General features: G+C 50.2%; 10 protein-coding genes. 7 read left to right on the plus strand and 3 right to left on the minus strand.

The genetic code is table 11. From position 1 onward, the window contains the following. Window positions 1-4: 4 nt before the first annotated feature. From HYT31_03560 to HYT31_03580, 5 genes are all read left to right on the plus strand, one after another. Window positions 5-2,485 (plus strand): trypsin-like peptidase domain-containing protein, encoded by a 2,481-nt coding sequence (locus HYT31_03560; protein ID MBI2050860.1) that lies wholly within the window; start codon window positions 5-7, stop codon window positions 2,483-2,485. Window positions 2,486-2,608: 123 nt separating this feature from the next. Next, window positions 2,609-3,709: a Fic family protein gene (locus HYT31_03565; protein MBI2050861.1), complete on the plus strand. Its 1,101-nt coding sequence runs from the start codon at window positions 2,609-2,611 to the stop codon at window positions 3,707-3,709. A 316-nt stretch (window positions 3,710-4,025) separates the two neighbouring features. Next, the gene (locus tag HYT31_03570; protein MBI2050862.1) at window positions 4,026-4,292 is read left to right on the plus strand and encodes a PD40 domain-containing protein; all 267 of its coding nucleotides are present in this window, start codon (window positions 4,026-4,028) and stop codon (window positions 4,290-4,292) included. 89 nt (window positions 4,293-4,381) lie between these two features. Further along, window positions 4,382-4,912, plus strand: a complete 531-nt coding sequence (locus HYT31_03575) for an NYN domain-containing protein (protein MBI2050863.1) — start codon at window positions 4,382-4,384, stop codon at window positions 4,910-4,912. Window positions 4,913-5,376: 464 nt separating this feature from the next. Beyond that, window positions 5,377-5,532 (plus strand): hypothetical protein, encoded by a 156-nt coding sequence (locus HYT31_03580; GenBank protein ID MBI2050864.1) that lies wholly within the window; start codon window positions 5,377-5,379, stop codon window positions 5,530-5,532. 30 nt (window positions 5,533-5,562) lie between these two features. On the opposite strand, the gene HYT31_03585 is transcribed toward HYT31_03580, so the two are convergent. Beyond that, the gene (locus HYT31_03585; GenBank protein ID MBI2050865.1) at window positions 5,563-6,141 is read right to left on the minus strand and encodes an MFS transporter; all 579 of its coding nucleotides are present in this window, start codon (window positions 6,139-6,141) and stop codon (window positions 5,563-5,565) included. 190 nt (window positions 6,142-6,331) lie between these two features. Between HYT31_03585 and HYT31_03590 the strand changes: the two genes are divergently transcribed. After that, window positions 6,332-9,061, plus strand: coding sequence for a hypothetical protein (locus HYT31_03590; GenBank protein ID MBI2050866.1), 2,730 nt, complete (start codon window positions 6,332-6,334; stop codon window positions 9,059-9,061). A gap of 7 nt (window positions 9,062-9,068) precedes the next feature. Then, window positions 9,069-9,944: a tRNA (adenosine(37)-N6)-dimethylallyltransferase MiaA gene (miaA, locus tag HYT31_03595; GenBank protein MBI2050867.1), complete on the plus strand. Its 876-nt coding sequence runs from the start codon at window positions 9,069-9,071 to the stop codon at window positions 9,942-9,944. A gap of 635 nt (window positions 9,945-10,579) precedes the next feature. Here the strand turns inward: miaA and gatB are convergent. Both gatB and HYT31_03605 read right to left on the minus strand, forming a co-directional pair. Next, window positions 10,580-12,124, minus strand: coding sequence for an Asp-tRNA(Asn)/Glu-tRNA(Gln) amidotransferase subunit GatB (gene gatB / locus HYT31_03600; GenBank protein ID MBI2050868.1), 1,545 nt, complete (start codon window positions 12,122-12,124; stop codon window positions 10,580-10,582). Further along, window positions 12,121-12,612, minus strand: coding sequence for a dihydrofolate reductase (locus tag HYT31_03605; GenBank protein ID MBI2050869.1), 492 nt, complete (start codon window positions 12,610-12,612; stop codon window positions 12,121-12,123). The genes gatB and HYT31_03605 overlap by 4 nt, the downstream gene beginning before the upstream one ends. Window positions 12,613-12,615: the final 3 nt, after the last annotated feature.

A 12,615-nucleotide genomic window follows, 5' to 3' on the forward strand; every position in this document is an offset into this window, starting at 1 on the left:
ATCTATGCAAAAACAGTTCACAATCTATTTTATTCTTATTTTTATTCTAGGATTAACTTCGCTTAATTTTATTCAAAAAGTAAAAGCGTCAGATATTCCTGTGCCTATTGCCTACTGGAACCTTAACGACCAGGATGCTATAAATGCTGGCTTAGCATCCGATCAAATGGGTAACTATAATATGCAAATAGTTGACGGTACTTGGGATAGTAATGCATATGATGGCGGTTCTGTTGTTTTTAGTTGCATGAAAACTGATTATAATGCTTGCGGGGCAAAAATCAGTAACGCCCTGCCAGAATTGAGCAAGTTTACTATATTATACAGAGTAAAATTAAAAGGTCCTATTAACAATACTCTTCGCCGCATCGTTGATTCAACGGGAGGATTTCATACATATTTTGACGGAAACTCAATCATGATTTCAGGAAACGGCATGAAAAATAGTATTGATGAACCAATCAGTGTCAGCGAAAATTGGTATCATTTCGCAGTTGTTTACGACAATGCCGATGGTTATTATTTTTATAAAAATGGAAATTTAGCTGAATACTCTACGACATCAGGCAATAAGATAAGCAGTGGGATCTGGTCCTTTGGGTATGGTGGTGGTGTCCAGGGCGATGCGAGTGCAAATATTATCCAACTTGATGAAATAAAAATATATGACACAGCACTTACCTCAGATCAAATTTTAGAAGAAAATAATTACAACGAAATAAGGTGTAAAGCAGATATTTACCAATATGGTGAGTGGGGCTCATGTCAGCCTGACGGCACAAAAACCAGAACTGCGACCAAAACGTTTAACTGTCCTTATACAAATAATGAACCAGAAAATGCAACAACAAGTTGTAGCTATATTCCGCCTACTTGTACTTCTTGGCAATACTCAAACTGGTCGCAGTGTTCGAATAGTGGCCAACAAATAAGAACTATTATTTCATCTTCGCCAAGTGGCTGTGTTGATGGAAAGCCAATTTTAAATCAAAGTTGTAATTATACTCCTGTTTGTACAGTCAATAATTGGTCGTGTGATAATTGGTCGGGTTGTTCTTCTGGTGGAACTCAAACCAGATCCTGTAATAAAATTTCAAATTGCGAGGGTGGAATTTCCGCCCCGACCACCTCTCAATCCTGTACCTACACTCCGACTTGTTCGGCAGACACTTGGCAGTGTGAAAATTGGGGGTCTTGCTCGCCACAAGGAATACAGGCAAGAAGCTGTACCAGAACCTATGACTGCCCGTCCGCTGAAACAGCGGCCCCGGCGACATCGCAATATTGCGTAGCCCCAAACCAGCCCAAACAACAATCACCGACCGAGGATTTGGGCATAGTAAACCAAAGCACAATTATAAAATCCACAGTTAAGCTTGTTTGTCCCGTAAATAGCACCACCGCAAGCCAAGGTTCGGGCACAGTTATCAATTCAACCGGCTTAATTTTGACCAATAAACACGTCATTGACGATACAGCCGGATGTCTAGTCGGGTTTATTGATGATTATGGCGATGAACCGTATTTTGGCGACAGGCAGATCGCTGATATTTACAAAATATCCAGCGATGCTGATGTTGCTGTTTTGAAATTGAGAAATCCAAGCAACAAGCCGCTAACCTCGATCAGTATTTCTCAAAGCAACAGCAACAACATCAAATTGGGAGAAATACTTACTACCTACGGCTATCCGGCAAAATTCGGCACAAAAATAACCTACACCAGCGGCGATTTTAGCGGCGTGGACGGCAATTATCTGAAAACAACCGCTATTATTGAGCACGGCAATTCCGGCGGAGGCGCGTATTTAAAAAATGGCGCGTTTATCGGCATTCCAACCGCCGTAGTAAAAGGCAGTTTAAACTCCTTGGGCTATTTACTGTCAATCAATAAAGTAAACAGCTGGCTTAATAATTCTATAGCATATAACTACAATAATAATGACAATAATTATTCGCGGGTTTCGGCTTTGTTAGAAGATATAAATTTGAACACTCTTGATTCTTTGGGCCTGTTCTTGCCTGGAGATGAGAAAAATCTTAAAACCCAAACAGAAAGCCAAAGCGTAATAGCCGAAGAAAAATTGTTGACCACCAAAATTGACAGCAGTTTATCAAGAAGAGTGAGTGGAAATATTCTGTTGCAGGTGGAAAAGAAAGGCGAAGGGTGGTATGTATATCCGGATAATAAAAAGAAGTATTATTTAGGCCGTCCGGCAGACGCTTTTAGCATTATGCGGAATTTGGGATTGGGAATCAAACACAGCGAACTTAGCATTTATCTCAATTCAAAATTTCCCAGCAGATTATCCGGGAAAATATTATTGGATGTTGAGCAAAAAGGCGAAGCGTATTATATCAATCCAAACGACTTAAAGGGCTACTACCTTAGCAAGCCAGCAGACGCATTCAGAATTATGCGAGAACTCGGGCTGGGAATCACTAATGATGACATAAGGAAAATTGACGTTGGTGAGACAGAATAAAAATATCCAATTATTTGTAGACATCTTTCTTGTCTTATTCTAATATATATGCTATTATTAGAATAAGCTAATTCTTTATTATAACCGTTAGAATAACGAAACTCCTTATTCTAACCGCAAAATATGGCTAACCAACCCTTTAATCCGCCCGCCTTACCGCCAAAAATCAACTATGAGCCACTGATTGACCATATTATCAGGGCCCACCGCGCCCTGGCCGGGCTTGATTCCCTGCTTGGCGCTTTACCCAACCCGAACCTATTGGGCCGAACCATGCAAACCAAAGAAGCGGTGGAAAGTTCAAAAATAGAGGGTACCCAAGCCACGATCAACGAAGTCTTGGCGTATGAAGCGGAACCGGGGAAAAAGGAAGATGCCAAGAAAAAACAAGACATAAACGAGATTATAAATTACCGCCAGGCTTTGGACTTGGGAGTAAAAAGTTTAACCACACTGCCGTTGTCCGAAAACTTGATTAAAAAACTGCATGCCACCCTGCTTAAATCCGGCCGGGGCGCCAATAAAGCGCCGGGTGAATTTAGAAAAATACAGGTGTACATCGGCAAGCCCGGAGCCACTATTTCCGAAGCGTCATATATTCCCCCGGCTGCTAACGGCATAATCTCCTTATTCAGCAATTTGGAAAAATACCTTAATAGCGGCGATGAAAAAGACAAATTAGTGCAAATCGCGGTGGCCCATTATCAATTTGAAGCTATCCACCCTTTTTTGGACGGCAACGGCCGGGTCGGCCGGCTGATTATCTCTCTGTTTTTGTACGAGAAAAAATTATTATCGCACCCGTTTCTGTATTTGAGCGAATTTTTTGAGGAGCACCGCCGGGATTATTACGAATTATTGAGCAATGTGAGCGCCAAGCAGGATTGGGAAAGCTGGATAAAATTTTTCTTGAACGCCCTGGCCACCCAAGCCCAAAAAGCCGAAGCCATTGGCAAGGAAATTCTGAAACTCCACAGCGGCTATAAAGAAAAAATTATAGCCATCAACTCCATGTATGCCAATAACTTATTGGACGCGATTTTTATTCGGCCGATTTTTACCACTGCCAGCCTGCGGCCGCACGTTAAAATGAAAAATACCCAGACATTTTTCAGCTTAGTGGCAAAATTCGCCGCCGCCGGAATTTTAGAAGAAGCCAACCCCAAAAAAAGACGCAATAAAGTTTATGTCTTCACGGAATTAATGAAGCTTTTGAATAAATAAAGAGTTTTGGGCAAAGGGCATTCACCCCTAACCCCTCTGCCCCTTGCCCAAAACAAAAAATAAATTTAAGATTTAAGAAAAAAAAGCCTACCAAAAGACATCAAAAAAAATATTTTTAGAACAGCGTATAACACTGAATATGCGGTTCAAAAACATTGCCCCTTAGATATGATCGGTCGCAATGTTTTTTCACCCATATTTGCCTCCGCTACGCTTTGGCAAACATCGCATATTCAGGAACGTTGTAACCGCTCAACAAGACCGTAGAGACCAAAACGATTATTTCCATCAGCAAATAAACATATTCGTAAAAAATTTGAGTGACGGCAATGAGGTGCAAATCCTGTCCACCCAAGGAGATGTAAGAGAAACGGGATGGGTTAGTGCAAGCTTTAGTCCTGACAGCAAATACGGCGTATACAATCTAAACAAGCAGCTCTGGATTCTTGACGCTGAAACTGGAGAAAAAACACAGCTTACAACCGAGTTGAGAGAGTACCGCGAACCTCGTTGGTCTACGGACGGAAATAAAATTATCTATACTACGGGTGAAGAAGTAAGATTAATTAAACTGACATTTTGATTCTATCAAATACATATATTTCCCTTGAACCTGCCCATGAGGCGGGCAGACACCCCATTAGTTCCCCTCCGCCCTTTACCTATCAATTCATGAAACCAACACCAAACAACTTCGCCTACATTGACGCCGCCAACTTGCACCGGGGCGTTATTCAGCTTGGCTGGCAATTGGATTACAAGAAATTCCGGATCTGGCTGAAAGAGAAATACGGCGTTAGCCAGGCCTATCTTTTCATCGGTCTGGTGCCCAAGCACAAAGATTTATACACCAGCTTGCAGGAAGCCGGCTTTACCCTTGTCTATAAAGAAATAACCTATGACGGCGAGGGCAAGGTCAAAGGAAATTGCGACGCTGATTTGGTGCTTAAAACCACCCGCGACGCTTACGAAAACTCGTTTGCGCAAGCGATTTTGGTTTCCAGCGACGGCGATTACGCCGGCTTGGTTAAATTTTTGCTGGAAAGAAACAAGTTCATGGGCATTATTTCCCCGTCAGTTTCGGCCAAATGTTCGGTGCTATTGAAACGGACCGGCGCGCGCATAGCGTACATCAATGACCAGAGGTCCATATTGGAAATTACAAAAGGCGGCCAAAAAGAAAAAGCCCCCGGCCGGGACTAACCCCGGCAAGGGTCTTTTTCGTAGTGATAAATACAGTATAGCAGTTTGAGGCAAAAAGTCAATATAACTTATAAACAGCCCAAAAACAGACAAAGAGTTTTGGGCAAAGGGCATTCACCCCTAACCCCTCTGCCCTTTGCCTAAAACGGAAAAAACTTATTTTAAAATTTAAGAAAAAGCCGATTGAAGAAAAATTCAAAGAAAAAAAATTACATCGCGCAACAGCGCATATGAGGTTCGGGAAAAAGCGATAATTTGATATAATCAAGGTGTCGCCTTTCCCCTCTCCCAAACCCGCCAAGGAGGCGGGCTTCTCATATGCGCGAACGTTCTGCGAAATAAAATAATTTTATTCAATTTTTTATGAGTATAGAAAGACCTGAAAACATACAAGAACAGCTTCGGGAAATTTTTTTAAAGGAAGAATATACCTGTCGCCGGAACAATTAAAAATCATTGATTTCTTGGACCAGATGGGGCGCATTGTCGTTAAAGACGCGGAAGAGATATTGTCCTGCCCGCGGCGCACGGCGCAATTGCACTTGCAAAAATTAAAAAAGATTAAAATGATTAAAGCCACCGGCAAAGGCAAATCCACCGCCTATATCGCCAATAAATAATAAGGGTGTTTAAGGCGCGCGGTATGTATGCTACGCCATAAGCACGTTCGCGCGCTGCGGCTTCCAGAGCACGGTGATGGCGCTCGCGAACGCGAGGCCGGACATCAACACAAACAGCGCGTCAAAGCCATACTTTGACGCAATCACGGCGCCGGCCACGGACCCGACTGCAGTGGTGTAGTAGGTCATGGCCTCCCACACGCCCCACTGGCGCGCCGGATGCCGGAAATCCAGGTGCTGGGAATACAACGCGGAAAACGGGGGCGCGTACACTGCCTGCCCGGCTCCGATCACCGCCTCAACGATAAGCAGGGTTGCGAACGAATCAACCAACGTGTACAAAGCAAACCCAAGTCCGATGATCGCGTACCCGATGCCCACGAACACCCTGCGCGAACCAGACCAGTCGCTCGCCTTCCCCACAACCAAGGTAAGGGTGCCCGCGACCACGGCGAACACCCCTCCGGCAATGCCCGCATTCAAAATAGAGCCGCCCACATCAGCGATAAACAGCGCGTAAATGGGCCCAAGCATTGCTTCGGCAAGGAAAATCAGCCCATTGGTGATGAGCAAAAACTGGCGGATTTTGTTGTGCTTCTTTGGTGCCATATCACGATACAAAAAACCCACACGCTGACTAGCGCGAGCTTGATAATAATGAGGCCCCGGAAAGGTAGAAAATGATGTTTTGTCGGGGCATATATACTATACCACAGCTAATAAAAAAATACAAGCTTGTGCTCTTTCCGAAAAAATGTGATATAATAACACCGCATTTTTCATCACTTAAAAAACAGATATGCAACACAAACCATACCTGGGCTTGATCATGGCGCTCGCGCTCGCGCTCGCATCCCCTGCCCTCGCGCAGGATGAAGCCACAACCGAGGAGGCTGCGGTGGACGCGGCCGTGCAGGAAGCAGCTGCTGAAGAAGCCGTGGACGCGGTCATTGAGGAAGTCGGGCTCTCTCCGGAAGCGCTGGAAGACGAAGTCGTCACCGAACAGGATCTGGAAGCCGAGACCCCGGGCAGGTTCCATTTCCTGACGAAAATCAAGCGCACGGTCCAGCGCACCATCACGCGCGATCCCATCAAAAAAGCCGAGTACCGCATTGAGGAGGCGCACGAGGAACTGTTGCGCGCCAAAAAGCTCGTGGAAGAGAACCCGGATGACGAGGGAGCGCAGGAGCGCGCCCAGGAAGCGCTCGGTGATTTTGAGCGCAATATAGAAAAGGTAAAAGACCAGGCAGCGGACATCAAAGAGAAAAAGGCGGACCAGGCCGGCGCGTTCTTGGAAAAAATAGCGGACTTCCAGATCAAGCAGCAAAAAATGCTTGATAATTTGGAGGAGAAGCTTCCGGAGCAGGCCTTTGCAAAAGTGCAGGAAGCGCGCCAGCGGTCCATAGCGAACCAGTCCCAGGTCATGGCCCAGGTGGCCGAAAACCAACAGCAGATCGCAGAACGCTTCAGCGCGGCGTTTGAGAAGCAGCGCGGCAGTGAATTCCGGGACTTCAAAAACATTGAAATGATGGAACAGATGTCCGAGTTCATTCCGGACGAAATGAAAACCGCCATTGAGCAGGCAAAAACAGAGGCCCGCGCCCGGTTTGAAACGCAGATCCAGTCCCTTTCTGGAGATGCGCGCAACCAGGGGTTCAAGCGGTACGTGGAAAACATTAGTGGAGATCCGGTCAGCCAGATGCGCGCCCTGGACAACATAAAATCCCAAGCCGACCTTCCGGACGAATTTTTCGCAAGCATGGAGGCCGCAAAGGAAAAAACCATCAATAAGTTTGAAGAGCGCTTCCGGAGGTTTGCGGATCCCGCAAACCGCGAAGCGTTCCTGAACGAGTTCTCAAACGGCAGCCCGGAAAATTTGCGCGCCATGCAGCAAATCCAGGAAAACGTGCCCCCGGAAATCAAGCAGGAAATAGAGCGCAAAGAAACCCAATCAATCCAGCGGTTCAAGGAGCGGTTTGTGGATGATCCGGATGCGCAGTCCCGCGCCGGCAAGTTCCAGGAGCTCGCCAAAAAAATGCGCGAAAACCCGGACCCCGCAACTTTCGCCGCCATCCAGCAGATTGAGCAGAACCTGCCCCCGGAACAGCGCGCGTTCGTAGAAGGCCTCAAGCAGGAAGCCCAGGCCGGGTTCCAAGAACAGTTCCGGCAAGACCAGGGCACGTTCCTCAAGCGCATCCAGAGCTTTGACCCGAACGCCATCCAGCAACTGCAACAGTTTGGCGGAGACGCTCCGGCAGAGTTCCAGGGGATCATCAGCCAGGCTGTAAACGGGCAAATTGATTTTACGCGCCAGCGGCTCCAGCAGTTTGACGATCCTGCAAGGTTTGAGCGGTTCAAACAGCAGATTGACCAGAACGCGGGCATCCGTCAGCAGATTGAGGCGCGGTACGCTGATTTCGGGAGCCAATTGCAGAACAAGGGCCAGGAAATAGAGGGCATCAAGCAGCAGATTGAACAGGGCTTCAGCCAGCGGATTGAACAGGAACGCCAGATGAGAACCGAGCAGGGCTTGCCTGACTTTTCGCAAGAGGAGCTTACAAACATCAAAGAGCGCTTCTTCCTGCGGCCCCAGCTCGGCATTGAACAGGGCGTGGCCGACCAGTTCCGCCAAGTGCAGGAACAACAGGTCCAGAGGGAGTTCCAAAACCAATTCCGCGAGCAAGCGGTACAGCAGGGCTTGCAGGGAGACCAGCTGAATAATTTCCTGAAACAGCAGGGCATCAGCGAAGACGAACAGCGCTCGTTTGAGCAGGGCCCCCCGCAGGGCGGCCAGCAGTTCCGCGAGTTTCAGAATGTGCCGAGCGACATCCAGCAAAAGCTCCAGGAGCAGTTCCAGAACCGCGAGCAGGACCTCAAACAGCAGATCCAGCGCCAGGGCGCGGTTCCCCAGGAAATTCTGCAGAGGGTCCAGCAACAGCAGCAATTCCAGCAGTTCCGAGAGCAGAACCAAGGACAAAACAACCGAGAGCAAGGCGGCCAGCCTAATGAGGCCAGGACCGAAAACAGCGGCCGCGCCATAGAAAACCAGCGCCAAGAGTCCGGGCGCTCCCTGGAGCAGCTGCGGGAAGACCTCAAGCAGAACAGCCCTTCCGGAACCAAGATTAACGAGCAGCCGTTTGAGGATGCCAAACGCGCGGTGGAGCGCCAGGCCGAATTCCTAAAACAGCAGCAGGAAAACCAACGCGAAAGCCAGAAGCAGGAACAGCAATTCCAGCCGCCTTCTCAAAATTCTTTCCAGCCGCCCCGAACAGAGCAGCAACAACAGCCCCAGAGCTTCACCCAGCCGCAAGAGTTCAAACAGCCGGAGAACAGCGGACCATCATTCAATAGCGGCCCCTCATCTGGAGGTTCCGGGAGCTTTTCTCCCCCTCCGTCCGGCGGCAACTTCTCTTCGGGCGGCGGTGGCGGCAACACGCCGCCTCCTCCCCCGCCTTCCGGCGGCGGATCCTCAAGCGGGCCCGGCCCCTCGTCCGGCGGCGGCACTCCGCCTCCTCCCCCGCCGCAGTAACCCTTTCGTGGCCAAGCCAAAGCTGATAGCTATCTTAGGCCCGACCGCGAGCGGAAAATCAACGCTCGCTATTGGGCTTGCGCAAAAATTTGGCGGCGAAATCATAAGCGCTGACTCGCGCCAGGTGTACCGCGGCTTGGACATTGGCGCCGGCAAAGTGACTATTGGCGAGCAGGCTGCGGTTCCGCACCACTTGCTTGATATCGTTGAACCGGGTGATGACTTTAGCGTTGCCGGCTTCCAGCGCCTCGCGTGTGCCGCGATTGGCGATATTTTGGAACGCAACAAGATCCCCTTTCTGGCGGGCGGCACTGCCTTGTACGCGTACGCGGTGATTGATAACTACCAACTGGCGGACGTGCCACCGAATCCAAAACTCCGGAACGAGCTCGCAGCAAAATCCCTGGCAGAGCTCCAGGCAATGGTTCCGCCAGGCATACTGAATGAAGATGACTATCAAAACCCGCGCCGCCTCATCCGCGCCATAGAAAAGCTGCGCGCCGGCGCATCACTCGGTTCGGACAAATTGCCTCCGCGGTATGATGCGCTGATTCTTGGAATTGATGTGCCGCGAGAAGAGCTCTACAAAAAAATTGACCAGCGCGTTGATGAGCGCATTGAACAGGGCATGATTGAGGAGGTTGAGCGGCTGCGGCAAAATGGCGTGAGTGACGAATGGCTGGTTAATCTCGGCCTTGAGTATGCGTGGATTACCGAGCATCTGCAGGGCGCCTGGCCAAAAGACAAAATGATTGAGCGCTTGAAAGGCGCCATCCACGCCTTTGCGCGCCGCCAGATGGCGTGGTTCAACCGCGACCAGCGCATCCACTGGGTGCAAAGTACAGAAGAAGCCCGAAGCGCGGTGCGCGAATTTCTTGCGTAAAAAAAGAGGCCTGACTCGGAACATTGAGTCAGGCCGCGCCGCGAAACCAGGCGCGCCTAGCAGGCGCACAAGTTTCGGAAAGCGGCTTTGAGCGCGTGCGCGAGCGGCGCCACGGAAGGGGGCAGCTTATTCAGTGGCACATCCTGATGCTTCAACAACCACTGAATCCTCTCGCAGGTCTCTGCGTCAAAACTGCCGCAAGCGGCAAGGTAATCGTACGCATGCATCGCAGGCGATGCATGCTGCCACATGCGCAAACACGCGGTCAGAAGTTCTACTCTCTGTCCGTGCGTAAGCTCCCCGTTGAGACTACTGCGTCCCGGCATTCTACGAATCTCCCCGAATTCGTATGGTGAACGACTGGCCGCATGAGTATTGGGCGGCCAGGGCTTCGTACTGCGTACTCTGCTTGGCGTGCGTTCTCCGTTTTGAAAGGACAAAAAACGGCTTCCCGTCAGGGAAGCCGATGTTCGTGAAATAATGAAATGCCGGTGTTGCCGGAGCAGAAACCCGGCTTGTTCGTCTTATGCTTTGTCTTGTTGTTCCGGGGCATTTCTACCAGTATACTCCCTGCCCCACTGCCGCGCAAATCCCGCTTGTGGACAACTTTGACGCGGAGCATCTTCGCGATCCCGTCACTGCCGCTTGAGCGCTTTTTTGAGCAGTTTTGCCGCGAGAACCGGATCAGCCTTGCCGCGGGCCTCCTTCATCACCTGGCCCACAAAATACTGGAACACCGCCTTTTTGCCGGAGCCATACTCTGCCGCCTGCAAGGGGTTATTTTTGACGACCCCTGCGACAATGCCGGGAAGCGCACCCGAATCTCCCATGGCGCCCAAATCCTTTGACTCCAAAATATCCGTCGGGTCCCCGCCGGTTTTAACCATCTCCGAAAGTATGACCTGCGCGTTCGCTGCATTGACGCGCGACTGGTGCACCAGGGTGATGAGTTCAGCCATATTCTCGGGCGTGATCTTGATGTCCGCGATTGATGAACCGGCCGTGCGCAAAACGCCGAGCAGTTTGGACAAGAGCCAGCTTGAAACTAATCGCGCGAGTTTTTTCTTGTCCTGTTCCCATGCTTCTTCGCTGCTTTGGTCCGGGTCAAGCAAGGTAAGCCACACCTTGAGCTCGGAAATCACCTCCTCGCCGAAGCGTGCGAGCGCGCGATCAGACGCAAACGTCTTGGCATCAGCCGCGCTGAATCCATACTCTTGGACAAACCGTTGGCGCAAATCACGCGGCAATTCAGGAATGCCTTTTTTGATGCGGGCAACCCAAGACTCATCAAAATCCAGCTCCGGAATGTCCGGGTCAGGAAAGTACCGGTAATCAGCAGACCCCTCCTTGCCGCGCTGGACCACGGTTTTGGCGCTGTCCTCGTCCCAGCCACGCGTGCCCTGCTCGCCCGGCGCGTTGCCGGTCTCCTCCCACACTGCGGTTTGGCGCTTGATCTCGTAGACAAGAGCGCGCTCAACGGCCTTGAATGAATTCAAATTTTTGATCTCAGTCTTGGGATACAGAACTTCCCCCTCCTTTACCAAGGAGGGGGTCGGGGGGTGGTTCTTGGAGTGCATAGGCCGCAAAGAAACATTGGCATCGCACCGCAGATGCCCCTTTTCCATGTCCGCGTCCGACACCCCGAGGTAGCGCATAATCAAGCGGAGTTCGCGCAAAAACGCGCCCGCTTCTTCCGGAGACCGGATGTCTGCTTCGGTCACGATTTCCATCAGGGGCGTGCCCCCGCGGTTGTAGTCCACGAATGAATCGCCTTTTTCGTTATGCAAAAGTTTTGCCGCGTCCTCTTCTAAATGCAGGCGGTGGATGCGGATCGCGCGCTCCTCCCCGCCTATGACGATGCTCATGGAGCCTTTCACGCCGATGGGCTCGTCAAACTGGGAAATCTGGTAGCCTTTGGGCAGGTCCGGGTAAAAGTAGTGCTTCCTGTCAAACTTGGAATGGGGGGGAATCTCGCACCCCAAAGCAAGCGCGGCCAACACGGCCCACTCAATGGCCTGCTTGTTGGGAACCGGCAAGGTTCCCGGGTGCCCCAGGCACACCGGGCAGATAGTGGTGTTCGGGGCCTCGTTTTCGCCCTCATTTGAGCAACCGCAAAACATCTTGCTCTTGGTTTTGAGCTGCACGTGGATTTCCAGGCCAATGACCGGTTCAAGCTTCATTTATCTAACTCCAAAAACGTTACGTGGTACTCATCCGTATCAAGTTCTTTCCTGCTTATCACTCTACCAAATTCTCCGTATTCTGGGAAGAATGTATCAGCTTCAAAATTGCCGTCTATGACGGTCAAATACAGCCGGTTGATGAGGTGCATGGCGAGCTTGAAAATCTCTGCTCCGCCGATGATAAAAATTTCTTGTTGATCATGTTTGCTCGCTTCTTCAATCGCGTCTTCAACGGATGATACGACAAGAGCGCCCTCGGCTTTGTAGTCCGGATTTCGGGTGATGACAATGTTCAAACGCCCGGGCAAAGGCTTGTGGATGCCGAGCGACTCAAAGGTCTTGCGCCCCATGATCACCGGGTGCCCCAGGGTGGTCTGTTTGAAGTGCTTCAAATCCTCCGGGACGTGCCAGGGGATGGTGCCGTTGGCCCCGAGCTCGCGGTTTTTGCCGATGGCCGCGATTGCGCTGATGACTGGCTTTTGCATGCC

The organism is Parcubacteria group bacterium (assembly GCA_016181765.1).
In the GTDB taxonomy this organism is placed as follows: Bacteria; Patescibacteriota; Patescibacteriia; order UBA2169; family UBA2169; genus CG10-46-32.